We start from the raw sequence: 23444 nt of genomic DNA, 5'->3' as shown, positions 1-23444 counted from the left end.
GGCTTTATAAAGGAACACGTCGATGAAATTGTCAATGATTACAGTCGCCATTGCGGCTGTTATCTCTATGGGATGTGCCAATAAAAACACGGCAGCCCCAAGACCCGCGCAGGCTTCTGCATCACAATCTGCACCAAGCCCATCTCCTGTTAGCAACAGCAAAAAAATGTTATCCGAGCAGGGGCGGGATCCAGCACAGTTTCCTGCTTATGTTGAGCAATTGAAAGCCCAGGCTCGCGCTAAGGGAATCAGTGACGCTACCTTGGATATCGCTTTCGCAAATATTCATTTTGTTGACAGAGTCGTCCAATCAGATCGTAATCAGTTAGAAAAGAAAGTCACATTGGATGATTACCTCGCCAAAGTTTTGACGCCCAGCAAAATAGCCCAGGGCCAGGAAATTTATCAGCGCTATCAGCCCCAGTTATCCCAAGTTACCGCGCGCTATGGGGTGCCGGAGCGCTACATTGTGGCACTGTGGGGAATGGAAAGCGGTTTTGGTAAGATTCAAGGTAAGGAGGATGTGATTTCTGCTTTATCGACATTGGCATTTGAAGGGCGGCGAGAGGCGTTTTTCACTAAAGAGTTGATGGCCGCGCTGGAGATTATTCAGCAAGGTCGAGTTGACGATCCGCAATTGAAAGGGTCATGGGCCGGAGCCATGGGGCAAAGTCAGTTTATGCCGAGCTCTTTCCTGACCTATGGTGCAGACGGTGATGGTGATGGGAAAGTCGATATTTGGAATAATATTGATGATGTGTTTGCTTCCACGGCTAACTATCTGTCTACTGAGGGTTGGAAACCGGGTATTGGCTGGGGTCAGGAAGCTCAGTTACCTGTGAGTTTCAATGTTGCTCTTGCCGGTCTGAAAGACAGCCAGGCCAAAACAGTTGCGCAATGGCAGCAGCTCGGCGTTGTCCCGAGGGGGAGTGTGGCTAACCTTGACTTGCGCGCTTGGGTGATTGTGCCCGATGATGTGCAAGGGCGCGCGTTTCTGGTTTATGATAATTTTAGAACTATTATGCACTGGAACCGTTCTTACTATTTCGCTATCAGCATTGGTATGATGGCAGATAGCATGGGGCAATAATATCGGTGGTCAAATATTGGCTGCGGTGTCGTGTCTATCAAGATGTAAATTCAGGAGAGGCAGTATGTATCAACATAGAGACTGGCAAGGGGCTTTACTGGATTTTCCAGTGAATAAAGTGGTTTGCGTAGGCAGTAACTATGCCGAACATATTAAAGAAATGGGGAGTACGGCCTCACCCGAGCCGGTGTTGTTCATTAAACCTGAAACGGCCTTGTGTGATATTCGCCAACCGGTTTCGATTCCGAAAGAGTTCGGTGCCGTACATCATGAAGTTGAATTGGCCGTTTTGATTGGTACGCCGTTAAAGCAAGCCAATGAAGACAGAGTTGCTCGCGCCATTGCGGGCTATGGTGTGGCATTAGATTTAACACTGCGTGAATTACAGACCGGGTTGAAGAAAGCGGGCCAGCCATGGGAAAAATCCAAGGCTTTTGATGGTTCATGCCCGATTTCGGGTTTTATACCGGTAGCTGAATTTGGTGATGCGCAGCAGGTTGAGTTATCTCTGACAATTAATGATGAAATCCGTCAGCAGGGGAATACCCGCGATATGATTACTCCTATCATTCCATTGATAAGCTACATCAGCCGCTTCTTTACATTGCGCGCCGGTGATGTCGTTTTGACTGGCACCCCGCAGGGTGTCGGGCCAATGAAGTCGGGCGATATGCTAAAGATTATGCTGAATGGTAAGACATTAAACACCCGTATAATCTAAGTCATTGTATGCCGCTTGTGTTCTTGCTCAGGCGGCAAAACTTGCATCTGGTAGCCAAAACGTCTATAACGGCCCGCTCATTTAACCCTATATTTATTAACTACACCGGATATCGTCATGTCACAACTTCCTTTTTGGCAACAAAAAACACTCGCTGAAATGTCTGATGGCGAATGGGAATCACTGTGCGACGGGTGCGGGCAATGTTGTTTGAATAAATTAATAGATGAAGACACTGACGAGATCTATTTCACTAATGTGGCCTGTGATCAGCTCAATATTAAAACCTGTCAATGTCGTCACTATGAGCGCCGCTTTGAATTAGAAGAAGATTGCATCAAGTTAACCCGCGAAAACTTGGTGACTTTTGATTGGTTGCCCCCGACCTGTGCATATCGTTTAATTGGTGAAGGTCATGGTTTACCCCATTGGCATCCATTATTAACAGGTTCAAAATCTGCCATGCATGGTGAGCGGATTTCGGTACGTCACATTGCTGTGCGAGAGAGTGAAGTGATTGACTGGCAAGACCATATTCTGAATAAACCGCAGTGGGCCAGATAATGGGCCCCATTAATAAGCCAGATATGGCATACTAACGCCGAAATTTAACCAAGAAACTTAAAAATGAAATATTCAACTTTAGCCGCTGTCATCATCGGCATATCCGCTACTTTAGGTAGTGTTTCACATCAGGTTCAGGCCGCTGGGACTTCATTAATTAATCTTGATTGCGAATTGAAAGAGGGCGGTAGCCTTTCTGCTGTATTGGATGGGCCTAATCAGCAACTGACCATTGATAAGTCAGTCTTTCAGTTTGTTAAAGTTAATCCTGAAGGTCAGGGAGAGTCATTAATTTTCCAGAAGGCAAATAATCAAGAGCAAGTTATTGCGGCCCTTAACATTTCTAGCATGCCAATTCGTCTGGCGATTGTTGATGGTGAGCAAGCCAGCCAGTATATTTGTACGCATACCAAAGCCTAGTTTTTTGATAACTATGGTGTAATGAGGCTGCCATCTGGCAGCCTTTTTTGTTGTGTAATGAATATAAAAAAGGCGCCACATTTAGGGCGCCTTAAATAGATAAAGATATGTATGGAAGTTATCGGCTGAACAGGTCGCGTCTTTTCGGCTTAACAAACTGGCTGATTAGCACTAATACGGCCATAAGCAGATAAGCGGCAAAGATGCCCACTAACCACTGTGGCATTTCCAGAGACAGGAATTCCCACTGTTTTACCGAGCAATCGCCACTGGCCACAAAAATAGCAGGCAACCATTTATCTAGTGGCAACCATGAAGGGAAGCTCACAAAGAAATCACAGGTTGTGAAAGGTGACGGATGCAATTGCAACATCGTATGCACCCACGCTAACTGAACACCTCTCCAGGCGCTGTAAATCCAGACAAAAATAGCCAGATAGCGCAAAGGGGATTTAGGCGCGATAGCACCCAGCAGTGATGCACCAAGAATACCCAATAATGCGGCCCGTTCATAAATACACATAACGCAAGGCTGAAGCAGCATCACGTGCTGAAAATAGAGCGCAACCAATTCTAATACAAGTGCAGTCAGGGCCATTAATAGCCAAGCACCGCGCCCTTTAGAGCAGCGGTTAAGGAATTGCAACATATCTTTATTTTCCATGCAGTAAGCAATTGTACTGGCAGTGTAAACCAATTCATCTTTGCTGCCAGCTACCCAAGGGTAAAATTAGGCAAAAATCAGTTATTTCTCGCGTATGACCACCACCACGAGCATGAATTTTGCTTTGGGTGAGATATTGGTTTGTTTTGCCAGCCCACCTTAACCTCGCAGAGAGAGGAAAAACAGAGGGCTGGCGCGTACTATAATGCAAGCAATCAGTGTGTAATGCTAACCCCCGCAGCAATATGAGGCAAACTTATCCAGCCACTTTGCATCATCCACTCTGTTATCGGAACTAATAAATACTCAACACCGAGCAGACCAACCCCCGTCATCACGACAGTATAAGGCAATGCCATGTAGACCATTCGCCCATAGGATAGACGGATTAACGGGGCGAGTGCTGAGGTCAACAGGAATAAGAACGCGGCCTGTCCATTAGGTGTTGCAACAGAGGGCAGGTTGGTACCGGTATTGATAGCAACGGCCAATAATTCAAACTGTTGAAGTGAGATAATCCCCAATTCAAAGGCTTTTCGCGCTTCATTGATGTACACGGTGCCGACAAAAACATTGTCAGAAACTGAAGATAACAAACCATTAAACAGATAAAACAGGGATAACTGGGCTGATGGCGAGGATTGCAAAACAAACTGGATAATCGGAGTGAATAAGCTTTGTTCGATAATCACGGCGACCACAGCGAAAAACACGGTAAGTAGGGCGGTGAAGGGCAATGCTTCCTGAAAAGCCTTACCCAGCGCATGTTCACTGGTGATGCCGCAGAAAGAGGTGGCGAGGATTATCACTGACAAGCCCACCAAACCGACTTCTGCCAAATGGAATGCCAATGCCAGAACCAGCCAAACCCCAATCAGCGCTTGAACCAGCAGTTTTACTTTCTCCTGCCGGTTTCGTTTCGCACTGGCTTGTTTATCATAATCGGTCAAAACCTGACGGACACGTTCTGGTAGCGCCGCACCATAGCCGAACAGCTTAAAACGCTCGACCAACATGCAAACTAATAGCCCGCAGCACAGCACTGGCAAGGTGACCGGTAGCATCCGCATGAAGAAATCACCGAAATGCCAACCGGCACTTTTGGCGATAATCAGGTTTTGTGGCTCACCGACCATGGTCATGACGCCACCCAAGGCCGTCCCTACACCGGCATGCATCATCAGGCTGCGCAAAAATGCTCTGAATTGTTCCAGTGTTTTGCGATTTTCCTGACTGTCTATCCAACTGTCATCATTGATATCTTTATCCGTATGATTTGAAGCTACATGATGATAAATAGTATAAAAACCGACAGAAACACTAATGACGACGGCAATAACCGTCAAGGCATCGAGGAAGGCTGAAAGGAATGCGGAAGCCACACAAAAAGCCAATGAGAGAATGATTTTTGAGCGGATGCTCAGCAGCAGTTTGGTAAAAATAAACAGTAGCAATTGCTTCATAAAGTAGATGCCAGCCACCATAAACACCAGCAGCAACAGGACTTCGAGGTTATTAGCAATTTCTTCCGCAACCTGATGTGGGCTGGTCATGCCGATAGCGACGGCCTGAATCGCCAATAAACCGCCAGGTTGTAATGGATAACATTTCAGCGCCATTGCCAGTGTAAAGATAAACTCAATAACCAGCATCCAACCGGCAACGAAAGGGTTGATAAAAAAGAATACCAACGGGTTAATGACGAGAAATCCTATAATTGTCAGCTTGTACCAATCAGGTGAATTACCCAGAAAATTTCTAAGTACAGCTTGTCTAATGGTCATATCCATCGTGAGCTATGGTCTCCTTGATAAATTATTATGGCGCTATTACTGCTCAAGGTTACATTTTACTTTACGTTATTGGCCTAAAAGCAATATGTATAATCTGTTCATCATTCCATCTGCGCAATTTTTGCAACTTTATGACTGCTTTCACCATTTGTTCGGCTCTGGAGCTATATCAGAATACAGTCGTCTGGTATGATGAGCGCACTAAATTGCTGATATGTATCGCTACGGAACGTCAAAAAATATGGTTATAAAGGCGCAAAGTCCTGCCGGTTTCGCGGAAGAGTATATTATTGAAAGTATTTGGAATAATCGCTTCCCTCCAGGCACAATTTTGCCCGCGGAGCGTGAACTTTCAGAGCTAATTGGAGTTACCCGCACAACATTGCGCGAAGTGCTGCAACGGTTAGCCCGCGATGGCTGGCTCACTATTCAGCACGGTAAACCGACGAAAGTAAACAACTTTTGGGAGACGTCCGGTCTTAATATTTTGGAAACACTGGCGCGGCTTGACCATGACAGCGTTCCGCAGTTGATAGACAACTTACTGGCTGTTCGAACTAACATCGCCACAATCTTTGTCCGGACGGCTATTCGTAATCATCCGGAAAAGGCGCAGGAAATTCTGGCACAAGCGCAAACGGTTGATGATAACTCAGAGTCTTTCACTGCACTGGATTACGGCATTTTCCGTGGTTTGGCTTTTGCTTCAGGTAACCCTATCTACGGCTTGATCCTGAATGGTATGAAAGGGCTTTATACTCGTGTTGGGCGTTACTATTTCTCGAATCCCGAGGCGCGTAAGTTGGCTCTGACGTTTTATAGTCAGTTGTCGACACTTTGTGATGAGAAAGCCCATGACCAAGTGTTAGATTGCCTGCGCACTTATGGTAAAGAGAGCGGTGCAATCTGGCACAGTATGCAGAGCGCCATGCCAAGCGATTTGGCTGAAGCTCGCCGTTAGAAGGCGATGCAAAGCAAAAGGAAAGGGGCCTATAGCGCCCCTTTCTTATTGATATCCCAGCTAAGTATCGCTGCCGGTATTAGAGCTTATTAACTCTCGGTGGAATACTGTCGAGCAGTTCGATACTGCCATCATCATTGAGTTGCTCCATATGAATATCAAATCCCCATAAACGATGAATATGTTTCATAACTTGTTGGCGACTTTTATCCAATGGTGCGCGGTCATGGGGAATATAGCGCAGTGTCAGAGAACGATCCCCTCGCAGATCAACATTCCAGACCTGAATATTAGGCTCATGATTACTCAAATTATATTGAGCAGACAGTTCATTGCGGATAGCGCGATAGCCTTCTTCATTATGAATGGCCGAAATTTCCAGATAGTTATTCTTATCATCATCCAACACAGTAAAGAGTCGGAAGTCGCGCATCACTTTCGGTGATAAGAACTGACTAATGAAACTTTCGTCTTTAAAGTCGCGCATGGCAAAGTGCAATGTATCCAGCCAATCTTTACCGGCAATATCTGGGAACCAGTAATAGTCTTCCTCGGTCGGCGACTGACAGATACGCTTGATATCCTGGAACATGGCAAACCCAAGGGCATAAGGGTTTATCCCATTGTAATAAGGGCTGTTATACGGCGGTTGATACACAACATTGGTGTGGCTATGTAAAAACTCCATCATAAACCTATCACTGACCCGACCTTCATCATACAGATGGTTCAAGATGGTGTAGTGCCAGAAAGTGGCCCAGCCTTCGTTCATCACTTGAGTCTGTTTTTGCGGGTAAAAATACTGGCTTACCTTGCGCACGATCCGCAGCACTTCCCGCTGCCAGGACTCTAACAGTGGCGCATTCTTCTCCATAAAGTAGAGCAGATTTTCTTGTGGTTCACTCGGGTAGCGCTGAGCTTGGGCTTGCACTTCTTCTCTATCTTTACGCGGCAATGTTTTCCACAATGAGTTGACCTGACTTTGCAGATACTCCTCCCGGCTTTTTTGGCGAGCGGTTTCCTCAATCAGCGAAATTTTTTGCGGACGTTTATAGCGGTCAACACCATAATTCATCAGCGCATGGCAAGAGTCCAGCAGTCGCTCAACCTCTTCTACACCATAGCGCTCTTCGCATTCACTGATGTAATGACGGGCAAACAACAAGTAATCAACGATAGAGCTGGCATCTGTCCATGCCCGGAATAAATAGTTGTTTTTAAAGAAAGAATTGTGGCCGTAGCAGGCGTGAGCCATGACTAAGGCTTGCATGGTAATGGTGTTTTCTTCCATTAAATAAGCAATGCAAGGATTGGAGTTAATCACAATCTCATAGGCCAATCCCTGTTGACCGTGCTTATATTTTTGCTCGGTTTCGATAAACTTTTTACCGAAAGACCAATGGGTATAATTGATTGGCATGCCAATACTTGAATAGGCATCCATCATTTGTTCTGAGGTAATGACCTCTATCTGGTGGGGGTAGGTATCGAGCCGGTAATGTTTTGCCACCCTGTCTATTTGATCCAGATAGACCTGTAACAATTCAAATGTCCAGTCCGGGCCGTCAGTCAGGCGCTTATCTTGCGCGGTGTGTTTCGATGTTGAAGTTGTCATTAGCGCATCCTCACGGTTTTAAAACCCTGCAAAATACTGGTCACTTCAATAATCCTAGCTCAATATGAACAAACTGAGGCATGGCAAGACCTTATGTCAATGAATATCCGTCATCTTTTACACGACAGGTTTCTTGACGATGCTCATAGACTTTAATTTAGATTATTTTTTACCGGCAGAATCAATTATCTTAAAAAAGATTTAATTGGATTATTGTTCTGAATAATCGCCCATTTACTGGAATATAAAACCAATAAAGTCGACTTCCGCAACATGCTAATTATTCATGCTGTTAATAGGGATAATCGGTGCATTTCTCAGTCATTCTTTCGTTTAACGGGCTGAAAATAGCATCTTATCGCTATTTCCCTCCTGCTATTGAATTGAAAAGTCATTAGGACGTAAATTAATTGTGAATAAAGTCACAGTCTATAATTAATATGTTGGATAGTTTTTTCTGCTGGGTTAATTTTCTGTCAACAGAATATTATGCTTTTGATGCGTATTGGGTGTGGGAGATGATATGCGTGTTGTCATTTTAGGAAGTGGTGTGGTGGGTGTGGCCAGCGCTTGGTACTTAGCCAAAGATGGGCATGATGTCACGGTGATTGACCGCCAGGACGGGCCAGCTCAGGAAACCAGCGCAGGCAACGCTGGCCAGATATCTCCCGGATATGCGGCCCCTTGGGCGGCTCCCGGCGTTCCATTGAAAGCCATTAAATGGATGTTCCAGCGCCATGCGCCGTTGGCTATTCATCTTGATGGCAGTGCTGCCCAGTTGCGCTGGATGTGGCAAATGCTAAGAAACTGCGATACATCCCACTATATACTCAACAAAAGCCGCATGGTGCGGCTGGCTGAGTACAGCCGTGATTGTTTAAAAGACCTGCGCGAAGACACCGGCATTCAATATGAAGGGCGTCAGGGCGGGACACTGCAATTATTCCGCACCGAGCAGCAATTTGATAATGCCGCCAAAGATATTGCGGTATTGGATGATGCCGGGGTGCCGTATTCATTATTAACCGCGGATCAATTGGCTACCGTGGAACCCGCATTGGCAAAAGTTGCCCATAAACTCACCGGCGGTTTGCGTCTCCCTAATGATGAAACCGGCGATTGTAAGTTGTTTACTGAGCGGCTGGCCAAAATGGCTGAACAGGCTGGGGTGAAATTTATTTTTAATCGCTCGGTGGATAAATTGCTGGTGGATGGCGATCAAATCGCGGGTGTGTTGTGCGGCGATGATATTATGAAAGCGGATGCTTATGTGGTGGCTTTTGGCGCTTATTCTACCGCTTTGTTGGCGGGGTTGGTGTCGATTCCGGTTTATCCACTAAAAGGTTATTCCCTGACCATCCCTATCATCGACCCGGCTTCCGCGCCATTTTCTACTGTGCTGGATGAAACCTATAAGATTGCCATTACACGTTTTGATGACCGCATTCGGGTTGGCGGCATGGCAGAAATTGTGGGGTTCAATATGCAACTGGAACAAGCGCGACGGGAAACCTTGGAAATGGTTGTTGGCGATTTGTATCCCCACGGCGGCAATATCAGTCAGGCCACGTTTTGGACCGGTTTGCGCCCGATGACACCGGATGGCACGCCTATCGTCGGCCGAACTTCACTTAAGAATCTCTACCTCAATACAGGTCATGGAACGCTGGGCTGGACGATGGCATGCGGTTCAGGTCAATTATTGGCCGATATAATGTATGGCAGGCGTCCAGCCATTCTGGCGGATGATCTTGCGGTGTCGCGCTATCGCGCGGGCTTTCGGCCACTGAATGTCACGCCATTACACGACATTCATCCTGTTCGCTAATGTATATCCCTGATATTTCAAGCTGTATGTGCTTGGGCTGAGTGAATTACTCAGCCCGGTTATGTGCTGCGAGGCCGCTGCAATTGGGATTATTTCGGGTGAAATTTTTCTGACAATAATGGCTAGTGATAACAACAACTGAATATTGTTCTGGAAGGAATAAGTATGCCTCGCCCAATATCGGCCACGCTGAATTTATCAGCACTGCACCATAATTTGAGTATTGTTCGTCAACATACCGGAACCGCTAAAATCTGGTCGGTGGTTAAAGCTAATGCTTATGGTCATGGATTAGCGCGTATTTGGCCGGGGCTGGTGGCAACCGACGGGTTTGCCTTACTGGATTTAAATGAAGCAATCTTGCTGCGAGAGCAGGGCTGGAAAGGGCCAATCTTACTGCTTGAGGGTTTCTTTCAGCCGCAGGACTTAGTGCTGCTGGACCATTATCGCCTGACCACTTCTGTCCACAGTGATTGGCAATTGGAGGCAATTAAAGCTGCACGTTTGGCGGCTCCGCTGAATATTTACTTGAAACTCAATAGCGGCATGAATCGTTTGGGGTTTCCTGTCGGGCAGGCGGAAGCTGTGTGGCAATGGGCGAAAAGCCTCAGTAATGTCGGCGAAGTGACATTAATGAGTCACTTTGCCAATGCGGATAATTCAATCGGCGCAGAGGAGCAATTTGCTCAGATTCAACACGCCAGTGGGCATATTCCCGCGCCGCGTTGCTTTGCTAACTCGGCGGCGGTATTACGTCATCCGCAAACCCATTACGACTGGGTGCGCCCGGGGATTATTCTATATGGCGCGTCACCCAGTGGCGATATCGCTGATATTGCAGGGCTGGGTTTACGGCCAGTGATGAGTTTGCACAGTGAGATTATTGCGGTGCAATCTTTATCGGCAGGGCAAAGTGTGGGGTATGGCAGTCGGTATCGTGCTAATAGTGCGCAGCGCATTGGTGTGGTGGCTTGTGGGTATGCCGATGGTTATCCTCGCGTCGCGCCCAGCGGAACACCGATAATGGTCGACGGCATATTGACTCACACGGTGGGGTCGATTTCGATGGACATGCTTACGGTGGATTTAACACCTTGTCCACACGCGCAGATTGGCAGCAAAGTCGAAATATGGGGCGAAAATGTGCCTATCGATAATGTGGCAAATTCCGCCGGAACCGTGGGGTACGAGTTGATGTGTGCGCTGGCAGCCCGGATAAATGTCACGACCGAGCGCACACAGTGAAATTTTAGTTTATTTTCTGTAAGTTACCACGGACATGTTTACTGGCACGACGTGCCTGCCAGGCCAGTAGACAACCCGTCAGCATCACGATGGCCAGTGATAATTTAGGTTCAATCGGCAAGGCCATCGCCAACAGACCCAATCCGGCCCCCCCCGCCATTTGCACAAATCCTACTAAGGCAGAGGCAACACCGGCCTCATTGGCATAAGGCTCCAGCGCATAGCTGGTGGCTGGGCCCATCATAAAGGCTAAACCGGCACAGGCACTGGCGACTGGCAACATGTAAACGAGCCAGTGTTGTTGCACTTCTGGCGGTAATCCCAGGCCATATAACAGACCGAAACAGCCAAGAGCCATCAATACGCTGCCGGTCATCAGGCAGGTTGGGCGACCCACTTTTTGGATAATCCTGTTGGCGAAGAAGCTCACTGCCATAATCCAAAAACCATTCGCACCAAAAACCAATGAGAATTGTAGAGGGCTTAATCCCGCGCCGACCATCAGGACATTAGGTGCCAGCGAGACATAAGTCAGGGCCATACCCATTGCCCCGGCATTGACCAGTGAGAAAATCAAAAAGCGGTCATCACGCAAAATACGCAGGTAGTTTTTTACGGGCAAACTCTTCACCGGTTGCGTATCTGCCGGGCGCGTTTCTGGGAGGAAAAAAATGACCAGAATCAGGACTAACAGCCCATACAGCGCCAGGAACCAGAATGGCGCTCGCCAGCCAAAAGCTTCGGCCAGTAAACCGCCCAATAAGGGCGCTAGTGCCGGGACGATATTCAATGTGCCATTGAGAAAGCCAAAAGCACGGGCCGCCTCATTGCCGTTAAGACGGTCACGCACGCCACTGAATGCCACCACCGCCGTACAGCAGACGGCCACGCCTTGTAACAGACGGGAGCTGACAAACATGAAGGGGCTAACCGCTAATGCAGCCATGGCCGCACCCAGCATGTAAAGGATGATGCCGATGATGGCAATGGGTTTACGGCCATATTTATCAACCAATGGCCCGGCAATTAGCTGGCCAACACCCAGCACCAGAATAAACAGGGCAATGGTGGATTGGATCAACGACTCGCTACTATTTAGCCCCTTGGCTATGGCGGGAATTGTCGGCAGGTAAAGGTCGATGCCCAAAGGGCCAAGTAAAATCAGGGTTAACAGCAGGAAAAGAAATTTTTGCATAACAACAAAACAACATCCAGATGACAAAGCCAGCAAGGATAAAGAATTTACTGGCAGATGAAAAGGTTGGACTGCGCCCAACCTGACGATAGTGACGGTGTCACTTATTAGTGCTTAAGTCTGCCAATAGGTTACTACAATTTATGATATATCTCTTGTTATTCATCAGCTACTTGTCATGCGATTCTCTAACCATTTCTCCAGTTTGATTGGGGGCAATGGCTCAGAAAACAAGAATCCTTGACCTATCAGGTAGCCTTGGCGGCTTAATAAGGTGCGCTGGGCTTCGTTTTCTACCCCCTCGACAATGACTGACAACTGCAAGCTTTCACCAATGCGTATCACCGCTTCACTCAGGGTTCGGCTGGTTTCATCATATTCAAGATCATGGACGAAGCTTTTATCCAGTTTAATTTCATCGAGATCCAGTCGGCGCAGATAACTGAGACTGGAATAGCCCGTGCCAAAATCATCCATTGATATCCGAATGCCCAGCCGATGAATTTTTTTGATAGTGGTGAAAATTATTGGGTTATTTTCAATCAAGATATCTTCGGTAATTTCCAGGGTGAGATCCTGTGGCGGTAAATGATAGTGCCGCAAGATATGCGAAATTATGTCGGCTAAATCTGGGTTGCGGAAATTGGTTGGGGATAAATTTACGGATACCGACGGCACATCAATCCCCCGTAAACGCCAGTCGGCTAATTGGCGGCAGGCGGTCTCAATTGCCCAGAGCGCAAGTTCGTTGATAAGGCCACTTTCTTCGGCGATAGGAATAAAACGCTGCGGCGGGATATTGCCCAGTATGGGGTGATTCCAACGACTCAGGGCCTCGACACCATACAGATGGCCGTCTTTGAGCATCACTTGCGGCTGATAAAATAACTCAAGGGAGCCGATATGGAATGCATGACGCAGCGCATCTTCCATATCCTGGCGTTGTTGATTGAGATTATTCATTTCTACACTGAAGAAACTGAACTGGCCGCGCCCCGCATTTTTCGCTTTATGCATCGCGACATCAGCATGATTCATCAGTGTATCCATCTCCACGCCATTTTCGGGGTACAAACTGATCCCCACACTGGCGGAAGGAATAATATTCGTGTTGGCTATTTGACATGGTTGGGACAACAGGCTGAGCATCCTTTCTACTCTCATCGTGGCTTGCTGCATGGTGCACGAGGAGAGGATAACAATAAATTCATCACCCGACAGGCGGCCAATAATGTCATTTTTGGGGAGGCTATCGCGCAGCCGCTGGGCAATTGCAGCCAACAGTTCGTCGCCAGCAGCATGGCCGAGAGAGTCATTGACCTGTTTAAAACGGTCCAGATTAATCACCAATACCGCCAGTGAATAATGCATTTCTGCCGCCAGGGCGATGGCCTGTTTGGCATAAACCAGAAACTGACTGCGATTTGGTAACCCGGTCAGTGAATCATAGAAAGCTAAGTGTTGAATTTGTTTGCGTGATAGTTCCCGCTCCATGGCCAGAGAACACAAATTGGCGATTAACTTAACCAACTGGCGATGAAATTCACTCGGGCTTTGTATCTTTTTGTAATAAAAAGCAAATGTACCCAGAATCGCCCCTTGGCTGGAGAGAATAGGGGTTGACCAACACGCCAGTAGACCATGAGGTAAAACCAAATGGCGGTAATTCTCCCATAATGGGTCGGTGGCAATATTTTGGACTTCGACAGGTTGCTTGCGAAATGCCGCAGTACCGCAGGAACCAGCGACGGAGCCAATGGGGATGTTGGATATCACCGCAGTATAGGCCTGTGGCAGACTGGGGCCGGCGAGATGACTAAGGTGGTTTGGCCCAGTGGCCTGCAAAATACTGGCAGTGACTTCTGGGGCGATGCGCTCAACTTCGAGGCAGAGCATTGACATAACTTCGTCGAGTGGGCGCTCCAGAATCAGTGCTTCCAATACCTTATATTGCAGCACTTCGTACATTTTGGTCATGGTGATATCAGTTAATACTCCAATGCTATAACTTTGCTTGCCTTGCTCATTAGCCAACGAGTTAATGACTGCCGAGCACCAATGGGGTTGTCTGTCTTTACTGTAAAAGAGTTCTTTCGGTAACAGGCGCTGACGTGCTTCTGGCGAGTTTGCCTCTATCAGTGCAAGTTGCTCAGGATGCTCATTTTGGAGCAGATCGACCATATTCTGCCCCAGAGCCTGTTCTGGGGTATAACCAAACAGCTTGGTGAAACCCTGATTAATATAAACAGCTTGCTGCCCTTGCTCGCTATTCGCGGCAATAAACATTGCGCTGTCGCTACGGTCAGTTAATTGAGTCAACAGTTGCACCCGCTCTTGGGTCGCCTTTTGTTGCTCAATTAATAAGGTAATATCTTTGGCGATTTTTACCATGCGAGTTACTGTGCCATCAGGGCCAAGAACCGGCTGATAAATGGCGGCTAGCCAAACTGTTGAACCATCTTTGTGTAATCGCTCAAAATGTCCTTCCAGAGATTGCCCTGCGAGTAAGCATTTTTTGATTTTTTGATATTCTTCGCTGTCGGCATAACCGGGATGGCAAAACATTAAATGATGTTGACCAATAACTTCTTCACGTTGATAGCCAAAATAATCGAGATAGTTTTGATTAACTTCAATAATACGGCTGTAAAGATCAAACCCGATAATAGCCAATGAGTGATCCAAGGCGCTTAATAATGCGTTATTTTCATCGTAATCAGATTGCTTAGGGCTCTGCCATTCTACTGTTTTTTTTTCTTTCATGATTAATTCCTATAAAAAATAATCGCTTGGCAGTTATGCAGCTTAAGTGAAATGCTGACTGACGCTATTGAAATATCACTATTTACTAATAAATAAAATAAGATTAATGACAAATATTCAAACGCGAATTAAAGAACAACGTTTAAAAGAATACGGCAGTCTTATTTATGACAGTGTTATTTCTATTCACGGTATATAGCAATAAGTTTAGTCGATAACCGGGGAGGAAAATGGCGGATTTGCTGAAAAGTTAAATACCATTGCCTGACGATATCGCCGTCAGGCAATGGTGGAGAGAGCCTTTGTTAGGCGTGATTATCTATCGAACCAAAGCGGCCACTGTTGAAATCAGCAATAGCCTCGGCTATTTGCTCTTGTGAGTTCATGACAAACGGCCCATAACCCATAATAGGTTCATCGATTGGCTCACCGCTGAGTAATAATAGCACTGCATCATTATTAGCTTCGATAGTGACATGGCTGCCAGCAGAGTCCAATAGCACCATTTCTGCATCACGGGCCACGGCATCACCATTTACCTGCACAGTACCGCGCAACACAATCAATGCTGTATTCCAGCCATCAGGCAGTGAGAATTCGGTACTTTTGCCCTGATTGAGCTGGATACTCCAGACGTTCAACGGCGAGAAAGTATTGGCTGGGCCATTTTTCCCGGCATACTCACCCGCAATAATGCGCAGGTTGCCAGCATCTTCAGGCAATGTCACTTGAGGAATAGTTTCACTGCGAATCGCCTGATAACCCGGAGCCGTCATTTTGTCTTTGGCGGGTAAATTGACCCACAACTGGACCATTTCAAAAGCACCGCCATGCTGAGCGAAATTATCTGAATGAAACTCTTCATGCAAAATACCGCCACCCGCCGTCATCCATTGCACATCACCGGGGCCAATAACGCCACCTTTGCCGGTAGAGTCGCGATGCTCAACTTCTCCTTGATAGACAATAGTGACGGTTTCAAATCCGCGATGTGGATGCTGTCCGACACCACGACGTTGTGTGGTCGGGGTAAAATCCATCGGCCCGGCATAGTCCAGCAGCAGGAATGGGCTTAGCTGTTTACCATGGCTCTGATACGAGAACAGTGAGCGCACAGGAAAACCATCACCCACCCAATGCTGGCGCGGCGCACGATAAATGCCTTGGACTTTTTTCATCGTAATCTCCTTGCAACATCATTAATAAAGTATAGCCGCCAGGTGCTTTTATTCACTTGGCTACAGATTGGGTAAAGTATATATTCGGGATAATCTAAGCAGTAGATAGCAAAATTAGTTATCACTGTTCTATTATTGGAACAATGATGGCAATAAATCTCTGAGGGGCAGGGTATGCAGGATCTCAATGACCTCTATTATTATGCCGAGGTAGTCGAGCACGGCGGATTTAGTGCGGCGTCGAGAGTCCTTGGCGTGCCAAAGTCTAAACTGAGCCGACGAGTGGCCTTACTGGAAGAGCGGCTGGGGGTACGATTACTTCAGCGCTCAACCCGGCGTTTTGCGGTCACTGAGGTCGGGCGCACTTATTATGAGCATTGCAAGGCAATGCTGGAAGAAGCCAAAGCCGCGCAGGAATCGATTGATTTAACCCGTGCGGAGCCACGCGGTGTGGTGCGCATTACCTGCCCAGTGGCATTATTACAGGCCACGGTCAGCACTATGTTGGCAGATTTCATGGCCACTTGCCCTCTGGTCACTATCCACCTTGAATCAACAAATCGACAGGTTGATCCGGTCGCCGAAGCGATTGATATTGCCATTCGAGTTCGGCCCCCACCATTGCAAGACAGTGATCTGGTGTTGAAAATTTTGGGTAATCGTTGTCAGTGTTTGGTTGCCAGTCCTGACTTGATTGCGCACCAAGGCGAGGTGAAAGCCCCCGCTGATTTGACGGGCTGGCCAAGTCTGGGATTAGGGCAGCCCCAACAGGAATTTATCTGGAATTTAGACGGGCCAGAAGGGGCACACGCGGCAATCTATCATCAACCACGGCTGGTGACCGCAGACATGACCACATTACGCAGTGCTGCATTACGCGGGGTCGGGGCGGTACAACTTCCCGTCATGATGGTGACGGAGCTTGTGGCATCGGGCGAGTTAATACGGCTATTGCCACAGTGGTCGCTGCGCCATGAGATTATCCATGCGGTATTCCCCTCTCGACGGGGTTTGTTGCCCTCGGTGCGCAGAGTACTTGATTATCTGGAGCTACGTTTTAGCCAACTTGATGACAGATAACACGATAGCTCTTGTCAGTCACTGTTTATGGGGGAGCCAATATTGGCCGCCCACACTTTAATTCGCTTATCCAGCGTGACAGTAAAACCTGATTTTAGTTGGTTGTAGAGTTTATTGACTTTTTCGGCATCATGCAGGGTATAGCTTATGACAGTATGACTTGCTGTTGTCAGGCAACTATATTCGACGGTGAACATATCATTATTGAATGCGAACTCTGTGGTCACTTTGTGAGTATCACAAGGCTCAATGCTTATCAGTGAAATCACCATATTTGCCCAATGGGTTGTGGGGCCGGCAATACTGATCAGTACCGGTTCTTCATCTTCTGTTTGAGTTGCTCCGTACAAAACCCCGCCCTGAATATGCCAAATATTATATTCTTTAGGATTATAAACCGCTTGGCAAAGAGGAATAAATGATAATGATAAAATCAGTATAAGTAAGGAGCGCACAGTGATCTCTGCAACACAGCCACAATAAGGATGTTCTTATTTTAGGTGATTTGGTCGGCATCACAAGCCAATGATTTTAATTGGCTAATTATCCTGTTTGGGGATGCCAAACTAACATTTGTTAAATAAAATATGCGCTAACGTGGTGATTTATATACGGCTAATGCTTGTGGCGATGGTGCGAGTCAGGAAAATGGGGGTGGGAGTGATCCATTGGCTGATGCTGATGAGGGTGCTTATGCGGCGCATTTTCATTGACCGGGAACTCATGTGAATGCTGATGATGTTCGTCATGCCGATGTTCGTGCTCATGTATTAAATTATCATGGCTGTGTTGATGTTCATGTTGTTCAGTCAGGTGCAACCAAAGCCCTATGGTCATCAACACGCCCGCAATGATTAACGGCAATGTGATTGCATCCCCCATCACCACAGCCAGCGCGGCACCTAAGAATGGCGCAATGGAGAAGTAAGCTCCGGTGCGTGCAGTGCCCAGATGGCGTAAACCAATAACAAACAGCGCCAAACTTACACCATAGGCAAAAAAGCCGACCAACAATGCGCCGGCTAAGTTAGTCAGCGGTGGCCAGGTTGCGCCGAGGGCGAAGGCCAATCCAAGATTTACCATGCCCGCAACCAATCCTTTGACCGAAGCAATCCAGGTGGCATCTGTCAGAGAGACTTTTCGGGTCAGATTGTTATCAATCCCCCACGCGAAACAGGCGGCAAGAATCGCCAGTGTTGGCCACAATCCCGCAAAACGGGCTTCTCCCGGCCAGCTTAAAATAGCCGCACCGGCCACAATAACTATCATGCCCAAGGCAATGCGGCGGTCAAAGTTTTCTTTGAAAGCAAACCAGGCGAGCAGGGCGGTAAATACCCCTTCAGCATTGAGTAACAGTGAGGCCCCCGATGCGGGCATGCCGGTCAGGCCGACCATCAATAACACCGGCGCAATAATTCCGCCTGCGGTTATCGCCCCGATAAACCACAAAAGTTCATGACGCGGCAAGCTGACTGGGGCCGGGCGAGTTATCAGCCGATAGAGCGCCAAACCTGCCCCCGACCCCAAATACAGCAAACCCGCCAGTAACCAAGGGCTTACTGTATTCAGCAATTGTTTCGCCAAGGGCGTTCCTGCACCAAACAATACTGCCGCCGTTAATGCCGCCAATACACCCGGTTGTCGCAGTCCATCACGCCATTTCATGGGAAAACTCTGAGAATGAAAGAGGGAGTGGAGATTTTAGCCTATTAAAAAGCCGGAAAGCCATTTCTGTTGCAAAAAAGACTCCCGGCTGTCTTAAAAATTTAATTATCAACGGTCTGTTTATGGAACAATTCACGGAAGACTGGATAGATATCTTCTGGCTCGCGAATATGTTGCATGGCAAAGTTTTCGTACTTAGCCTGTAAGTCTTCATATTCCCGCCACAGTGTCTGATGGGCTCGGCGGGTTATCTCGATGTAGCTGTAGTAACGCACCACAGGTAGGATTTTCTTCGCCAGTAATTCATGACATAGCGGAGAATCATCAGCCCAGTTATCACCATCCGAGGCTTGAGCCGCGTAGATATTCCATTGTGCGGGGTCATAACGTTCTTGTACTACCTCGTCCATCAGTTTCAGCGCACTGGAAACAATTGTCCCGCCGGTTTCTTGCGAATAGAAAAACTCCTGCTCATCCACTTCTTTAGCTTGCGTGTGGTGGCGGATATAAACCACATCAACGTTTTTATAAGTACGGCTCAGGAACAAGTACAGCAGAATATAAAACCGTTTTGCCATGTCTTTCGTGGCCTGGTCCATGGAACCAGAAACGTCCATCAAGCAGAACATGACCGCCTGACTTGAGGGTTCCGGACGCCTTTCATAATTTTTGTAACGTAAATCGAAGGTATCAATAAAAGGTACCCGGGCGATTTTTTGCTTTAATTCGGCAATAGCTTTACGTACCCGTTCCTCTTCCAGCAATTGTGCCGGTTCGGAGTTTTCCAGAGCTTTAAGTGTTTCTTCCAGTTCACGCAGTTCACGCCGTTTACTGGCCGTCATGGCAGTGCGGCGAGCCAGTGAATTTTGCAGCGAACGAACCACACTGATATTGGCCGGAACCCCATTTGAGGTATAACCCGCACGATGAGTTTTAAACTCAGTCAGTTGTTTATACTGATTTTTCTTCAGGTTAGGCAGCGCGAGATCTTCAAACAGCAAATCAAGGTATTCGTCTTTGGATATCTGAAAGACAAACTCATCCTCACCTTCACCGTCTTGACCGGCATTCCCCTGACCACTGCCGCTACCGCCGCCGCCACCTTGAGGGCGCTCGACGCGGTCATTGGTGACAAAATGGTCATTACCAGGGTGTACCCGATGGCGCAATCCCCCCCGGCCCTGATGGAACATCGGCTCATTTATATCGTCAATAGGTATCGAGACTGATTCACCACTATCAATATCAGTTACTGACCTTTTATTGATAGCATCGGAAATCGATTGTTTAATTTGCGACTTATAGCGGCGCAAAAAGCGCTGGCGATTGACCATGCTTTTATTTTTGCCGTTAAGTCGTCTGTCAATAAAGTAGCCCATAGCTCCCCCAAACGACTTTGCCTCTGCCCCCGCATCTTTCATGCTATCGCAGTGTTGATATCAACACTGCGACAACACAAAAACGATTGGAACTCTACCCTGCGATGCCGTAGTGAATCGGTCAACAGATTATGATGATTTTCTTACCCGCAAATACCATTCACACAGCAAACGAACCTGTTTACGGGTATAACCTTTCTCCATCATCCGATCGACAAAGTCATCATGTTTCTTCTGCTCATCCGTTGAGGTCTTGGCGTTAAAGGAGATAACGGGCAATAACTCTTCAGTGTTGGAGAACATTTTCTTCTCAATAACCGTGCGCAACTTCTCATAACTGGTCCAGTTAGGATTACGGCCATTGTTATTAGCTCTGGCGCGCAACACAAAATTGACGATTTCATTACGGAAGTCTTTCGGGTTGCTGATACCCGCCGGTTTTTCAATTTTCTCCAGTTCAGCATTCAATGATTCACGGTCAAACAGTTGGCCGGTATCGGGATCACGATACTCTTGGTCTTGAATCCAGAAATCGGCATAGATAACATATCGGTCGAAAATATTCTGACCGTATTCCGAGTAGGATTCCAAATAAGCTGTCTGGATCTCTTTGCCGATAAATTCGGCATATTTCGGGATCAAATAGCCTTTCAGGTGTTCGAGGTATTTCTCTGCAACATCTTGCTGGAATTGCTCGCGTTCAATCTGTTGTTCCAGCACATAAAAGAGGTGTACTGGGTTGGCTGCCACTTCTGCATGGTCAAAGTTAAACACCCGTGACAGGATTTTAAAGGCAAAACGGGTCGAAAGGCCGTTCATCCCTTCGTCAACCCCAGCATAGTCCCGATACTCTTGATAAGACTTGGCTTTAGGATCAGTATCTTTCAAGCTCTCGCCGTCATACACCCGCATTTTGGAGTAAATACTGGAGTTTTCCGGCTCTTTCATTCTTGAGAGAATAGAGAACCGTGCCAGTGTTTCCAGAGTGCCCGGGGCGCAAGGCGCATGAGTTAATTCACTATGATTCAATAGCTTGTCGTAAATTTTGATCTCTTCTGACACCCGCAAGCAATAAGGCACTTTGACGATATAGACACGGTCAAGGAAGGCTTCATTATTCTTGTTATTACGGAATGTCACCCATTCTGATTCGTTAGAGTGCGCGAGAATAATGCCGCTGAATGGCAGAGCGGAGATCCCCTCGGTACCGTTATAGTTCCCTTCCTGCGTGGCGGTCAGCAGGGGATGCAGCACCTTAATAGGCGCTTTGAACATCTCGACGAACTCCATAATCCCTTGGTTCGCACGGCATAACGCCCCTGAATAGCCATAAGCATCGGGGTCATTTTGGGCGTGATTTTCCAGTTTACGGATATCAACCTTACCGACCAGGGCAGAAATATCCTGATTGTTTTCATCACCGGGTTCAGTTTTCGCAATCGCGACCTGCTCAAGAATAGAAGGCCAGACTTTGATGACTTTAAATTTGGTGATGTCACCGCCAAATTCATGCAGGCGTTTGGCCGCCCACGGCGACATGATAGTGCCGAGATAACGGCTAGGAACATTGTATTCTTTGGCTAAAATCGCCGCATCTTCCTGCGGGTTGAATAAGCACAACGGGTGGTCATTGACCGGGCTGCGCTCACCATTAGCACTTAAAATATAGATAGGCACCCGTTGCATCAGTGCTTTCAACCGTTCAGCCAGTGATGATTTCCCCCCACCCACTGGGCCGAGCAAATACAGGATCTGTTTCTTCTCTTCTAGCCCTTGGGCGGCGTGTTTAAGGTAAGAAACGATCTGTTCTATGGCTTCTTCCATACCATAGAACTCTTCAAAGGCAGGGTAACGGGCGATAACTCGGTTTGAGAACAACCGAGACATGCGGGATTCGAGCGCGGTATCGACCATGACAGGTTCACCAATAGCCATCAACAGACGTTCAGCCGCATTGGCATACGCGCTGCGATCTTGCTGACAGATAGTGAGGAACTCCTGCAGTGTGAACTCTTCGTCCTTGGCAGCCTCATAGCGCTGGCGATAGTGATCAAATATGTTCATAGCGATGCCCGTCCTGTTTGAATGGTTGGGAACATAAAATAATAGTAGCGCTTTATTGGGTTAAAATTTTGAAACTACTACCTTATTGTTATGGTCGCGTCTCTCATAAAGGTCAAGTTGACATTAACCACAGATTTGCCAGTCCTGGTACAATAAATAACCATTATTTGGTAATTAAATCTATTTTTTATTTCATTAGCAGTGTTTTATATAAGATTAGCTGAGATTATCTATTTGAATATCTTGTTATTTTATTGTAATCAAATCTACGTAAATTTTTAGGTTGTTAATTTGTGGTATATCGGCGATAAGTTGTACAGGTAATAGTGATATCGGGCCGAAATATGTAAAGATTTCGCCACGGGCAAGCAATTGATTTACACTAAGTTAACTAACGATTTTGTTACCAAAGGGATTTTATCCGTGAAAAAACATTACATAAAAACGAAGCAAGTCAAAACACTGGCGGCATTGGCTGTTGCTACCGCAGTTTGTATGCCAACTGCGATGGCGGGAACATGGTCTGTCGGGGCATCCGCATTAGTGAGTCCTGACCCTTATCGTGGTAAGAATGACCGCGTTTACCCAGTGCCTATCGTTTCTTATGAAAGTGATAATTTCTATTTCCGTACATTGGCCGCGGGTTATTATCTCTGGAAGGATGACAGCAATCGTTTATCAATTGATGCTTATTATTTGCCACTGCACTTTACACCGGGTGACAGTGACGATCAGCAGATGAAGCAGTTGGATAAACGCCGCAGCACCATGATGGCGGGGATGTCTTATTCTCATATCGAGGATTGGGGGACTATCCGTGCAATGTTCTCCGGTGACGTACTCGATAACAGCGGTGGTTTTATCGGTGATCTGGCCTATCTTTACCGCTTTAATGTTGATAGCTGGACTCTGACGCCGGGCGCGGGTGTTGCTTGGAACAGTGAAGATCAGAATAATTATTACTATGGCGTGAGCAGCGGTGAGTCCGCGCGTAGTGGTTTGTCGCAGTACAGTCCAAATGATAGCTGGTCACCGTATCTGGAGTTGACCGCTAATTACAATATCAATCCAAACTGGAATGCTTTCTTTACTGGCCGTTATATCCATCTGGCAAATGAAGTGAAAAATAGCCCAATGGTAGATGCATCCTGGACTGGGGTGTTGTGGACTGGGGTAACTTATACTTTCCGCTAATTCATCGCGCACAGTATCGAACAAT

Annotated in this window: 19 protein-coding genes; 9 read left to right on the top strand and 10 right to left on the bottom strand. The window is 47.0% G+C overall.

Annotation, left to right across the window (positions count from 1 at the left end):
* Positions 1 to 22: 22 nt before the first annotated feature.
* The 4 genes from F0T03_RS11465 (at position 23) to F0T03_RS11450 (ending at position 2795) form a co-directional block, all read left to right on the top strand.
* Entirely contained in the window at positions 23 to 1090 is a 1068-nt protein-coding gene (locus F0T03_RS11465; RefSeq protein WP_162526940.1) for a lytic murein transglycosylase, read from the top strand.
* 64 nt (positions 1091 to 1154) lie between these two features.
* The gene (locus tag F0T03_RS11460; protein ID WP_145556880.1) at positions 1155 to 1811 is read left to right on the top strand and encodes a fumarylacetoacetate hydrolase family protein; all 657 of its coding nucleotides are present in this window, start codon (positions 1155 to 1157) and stop codon (positions 1809 to 1811) included.
* 117 nt (positions 1812 to 1928) lie between these two features.
* The gene (locus F0T03_RS11455; protein WP_159678419.1) at positions 1929 to 2375 is read left to right on the top strand and encodes a YcgN family cysteine cluster protein; all 447 of its coding nucleotides are present in this window, start codon (positions 1929 to 1931) and stop codon (positions 2373 to 2375) included.
* A gap of 63 nt (positions 2376 to 2438) precedes the next feature.
* Positions 2439 to 2795, top strand: coding sequence for a hypothetical protein (locus tag F0T03_RS11450; RefSeq protein WP_145556878.1), 357 nt, complete (start codon positions 2439 to 2441; stop codon positions 2793 to 2795).
* A gap of 118 nt (positions 2796 to 2913) precedes the next feature.
* Here F0T03_RS11450 and dsbB read toward each other — a convergent pair whose 3' ends face one another.
* Positions 2914 to 3444 (bottom strand): disulfide bond formation protein DsbB, encoded by a 531-nt coding sequence (dsbB, locus tag F0T03_RS11445; protein ID WP_145556942.1) that lies wholly within the window; start codon positions 3442 to 3444, stop codon positions 2914 to 2916.
* A gap of 230 nt (positions 3445 to 3674) precedes the next feature.
* The gene (gene nhaB / locus F0T03_RS11440; RefSeq protein WP_145556877.1) at positions 3675 to 5249 is read right to left on the bottom strand and encodes a sodium/proton antiporter NhaB; all 1575 of its coding nucleotides are present in this window, start codon (positions 5247 to 5249) and stop codon (positions 3675 to 3677) included.
* Between the two features lie 244 nt (positions 5250 to 5493).
* Between nhaB and fadR the strand changes: the two genes are divergently transcribed.
* Positions 5494 to 6213, top strand: coding sequence for a fatty acid metabolism transcriptional regulator FadR (fadR, locus tag F0T03_RS11435; RefSeq protein ID WP_145556876.1), 720 nt, complete (start codon positions 5494 to 5496; stop codon positions 6211 to 6213).
* Between the two features lie 79 nt (positions 6214 to 6292).
* On the opposite strand, the gene F0T03_RS11430 is transcribed toward fadR, so the two are convergent.
* A complete protein-coding gene (locus tag F0T03_RS11430; RefSeq protein ID WP_145556875.1) occupies positions 6293 to 7828 on the bottom strand; it encodes a SpoVR family protein in 1536 nt (511 codons plus the stop codon).
* Positions 7829 to 8351: 523 nt separating this feature from the next.
* Here F0T03_RS11430 and F0T03_RS11425 point away from each other — a divergent pair.
* A complete protein-coding gene (locus F0T03_RS11425) occupies positions 8352 to 9656 on the top strand; it encodes a D-amino acid dehydrogenase (protein WP_145556874.1) in 1305 nt (434 codons plus the stop codon).
* A gap of 165 nt (positions 9657 to 9821) precedes the next feature.
* Complete coding sequence (gene dadX / locus F0T03_RS11420) at positions 9822 to 10901, top strand: catabolic alanine racemase DadX (RefSeq protein WP_159678417.1); 1080 nt, start codon at positions 9822 to 9824, stop codon at positions 10899 to 10901.
* A gap of 4 nt (positions 10902 to 10905) precedes the next feature.
* Here dadX and F0T03_RS11415 read toward each other — a convergent pair whose 3' ends face one another.
* The 3 genes from F0T03_RS11415 to F0T03_RS11405 form a co-directional block, all read right to left on the bottom strand.
* Entirely contained in the window at positions 10906 to 12096 is a 1191-nt protein-coding gene (locus F0T03_RS11415; protein ID WP_145556872.1) for a multidrug effflux MFS transporter, read from the bottom strand.
* A 165-nt stretch (positions 12097 to 12261) separates the two neighbouring features.
* Positions 12262 to 14859 carry a bifunctional diguanylate cyclase/phosphodiesterase gene (locus tag F0T03_RS11410; RefSeq protein WP_159678415.1) on the bottom strand — a complete coding sequence of 866 codons (2598 nt, stop codon included), beginning with the start codon at positions 14857 to 14859 and terminating at the stop codon, positions 12262 to 12264.
* 305 nt (positions 14860 to 15164) lie between these two features.
* A complete protein-coding gene (locus F0T03_RS11405; protein ID WP_145556870.1) occupies positions 15165 to 16037 on the bottom strand; it encodes a pirin family protein in 873 nt (290 codons plus the stop codon).
* A gap of 174 nt (positions 16038 to 16211) precedes the next feature.
* On the opposite strand from F0T03_RS11405, the gene F0T03_RS11400 reads away from it, so the two are divergent.
* Complete coding sequence (locus F0T03_RS11400; protein WP_159678413.1) at positions 16212 to 17117, top strand: LysR family transcriptional regulator; 906 nt, start codon at positions 16212 to 16214, stop codon at positions 17115 to 17117.
* Between the two features lie 14 nt (positions 17118 to 17131).
* On the opposite strand, the gene F0T03_RS11395 is transcribed toward F0T03_RS11400, so the two are convergent.
* The 4 genes from F0T03_RS11395 to yeaG form a co-directional block, all read right to left on the bottom strand.
* Positions 17132 to 17467, bottom strand: a complete 336-nt coding sequence (locus F0T03_RS11395; RefSeq protein WP_246169887.1) for a hypothetical protein — start codon at positions 17465 to 17467, stop codon at positions 17132 to 17134.
* 265 nt (positions 17468 to 17732) lie between these two features.
* Positions 17733 to 18782, bottom strand: a complete 1050-nt coding sequence (locus tag F0T03_RS11390; RefSeq protein ID WP_159678411.1) for a DMT family transporter — start codon at positions 18780 to 18782, stop codon at positions 17733 to 17735.
* Positions 18783 to 18883: 101 nt separating this feature from the next.
* Entirely contained in the window at positions 18884 to 20161 is a 1278-nt protein-coding gene (locus F0T03_RS11385) for a YeaH/YhbH family protein (RefSeq protein ID WP_145556866.1), read from the bottom strand.
* 129 nt (positions 20162 to 20290) lie between these two features.
* Complete coding sequence (gene yeaG / locus F0T03_RS11380) at positions 20291 to 22225, bottom strand: protein kinase YeaG (RefSeq protein ID WP_019079537.1); 1935 nt, start codon at positions 22223 to 22225, stop codon at positions 20291 to 20293.
* Positions 22226 to 22648: 423 nt separating this feature from the next.
* On the opposite strand from yeaG, the gene F0T03_RS11375 reads away from it, so the two are divergent.
* Positions 22649 to 23419, top strand: coding sequence for a MipA/OmpV family protein (locus F0T03_RS11375; RefSeq protein ID WP_145556865.1), 771 nt, complete (start codon positions 22649 to 22651; stop codon positions 23417 to 23419).
* Positions 23420 to 23444: the final 25 nt, after the last annotated feature.

Source organism: Yersinia canariae (assembly GCF_009831415.1).
GTDB lineage: Bacteria > Pseudomonadota > Gammaproteobacteria > Enterobacterales > Enterobacteriaceae > Yersinia > Yersinia canariae.
Note: the sequence above shows the minus strand (reverse complement) of the source record. Positions and strands in the feature narration are given on the sequence as shown.

Excerpts from the sequence above, each read along its gene's own strand:
- dsbB (WP_145556942.1), bottom strand. The coding sequence starts at position 3,444 with ATGTTGCAATTCCTTAACCGCTGCTCTAAAGGGCGCGGTGCTTGGCTA.
- F0T03_RS11385 (WP_145556866.1), bottom strand. The coding sequence starts at position 20,161 with ATGGGCTACTTTATTGACAGACGACTTAACGGCAAAAATAAAAGCATG.
- F0T03_RS11410 (WP_159678415.1), bottom strand. The coding sequence starts at position 14,859 with ATGAAAGAAAAAAAAACAGTAGAATGGCAGAGCCCTAAGCAATCTGAT.
- F0T03_RS11465 (WP_162526940.1), top strand. The coding sequence starts at position 23 with ATGAAATTGTCAATGATTACAGTCGCCATTGCGGCTGTTATCTCTATG.
- F0T03_RS11400 (WP_159678413.1), top strand. The coding sequence starts at position 16,212 with ATGCAGGATCTCAATGACCTCTATTATTATGCCGAGGTAGTCGAGCAC.
- F0T03_RS11455 (WP_159678419.1), top strand. The coding sequence starts at position 1,929 with ATGTCACAACTTCCTTTTTGGCAACAAAAAACACTCGCTGAAATGTCT.
- nhaB (WP_145556877.1), bottom strand. The coding sequence starts at position 5,249 with ATGGATATGACCATTAGACAAGCTGTACTTAGAAATTTTCTGGGTAAT.
- F0T03_RS11415 (WP_145556872.1), bottom strand. The coding sequence starts at position 12,096 with ATGCAAAAATTTCTTTTCCTGCTGTTAACCCTGATTTTACTTGGCCCT.
- F0T03_RS11390 (WP_159678411.1), bottom strand. The coding sequence starts at position 18,782 with ATGAAATGGCGTGATGGACTGCGACAACCGGGTGTATTGGCGGCATTA.
- F0T03_RS11405 (WP_145556870.1), bottom strand. The coding sequence starts at position 16,037 with ATGAAAAAAGTCCAAGGCATTTATCGTGCGCCGCGCCAGCATTGGGTG.
- fadR (WP_145556876.1), top strand. The coding sequence starts at position 5,494 with ATGGTTATAAAGGCGCAAAGTCCTGCCGGTTTCGCGGAAGAGTATATT.
- dadX (WP_159678417.1), top strand. The coding sequence starts at position 9,822 with ATGCCTCGCCCAATATCGGCCACGCTGAATTTATCAGCACTGCACCAT.
- F0T03_RS11460 (WP_145556880.1), top strand. The coding sequence starts at position 1,155 with ATGTATCAACATAGAGACTGGCAAGGGGCTTTACTGGATTTTCCAGTG.
- F0T03_RS11450 (WP_145556878.1), top strand. The coding sequence starts at position 2,439 with ATGAAATATTCAACTTTAGCCGCTGTCATCATCGGCATATCCGCTACT.
- yeaG (WP_019079537.1), bottom strand. The coding sequence starts at position 22,225 with ATGAACATATTTGATCACTATCGCCAGCGCTATGAGGCTGCCAAGGAC.
- F0T03_RS11425 (WP_145556874.1), top strand. The coding sequence starts at position 8,352 with ATGCGTGTTGTCATTTTAGGAAGTGGTGTGGTGGGTGTGGCCAGCGCT.
- F0T03_RS11430 (WP_145556875.1), bottom strand. The coding sequence starts at position 7,828 with ATGACAACTTCAACATCGAAACACACCGCGCAAGATAAGCGCCTGACT.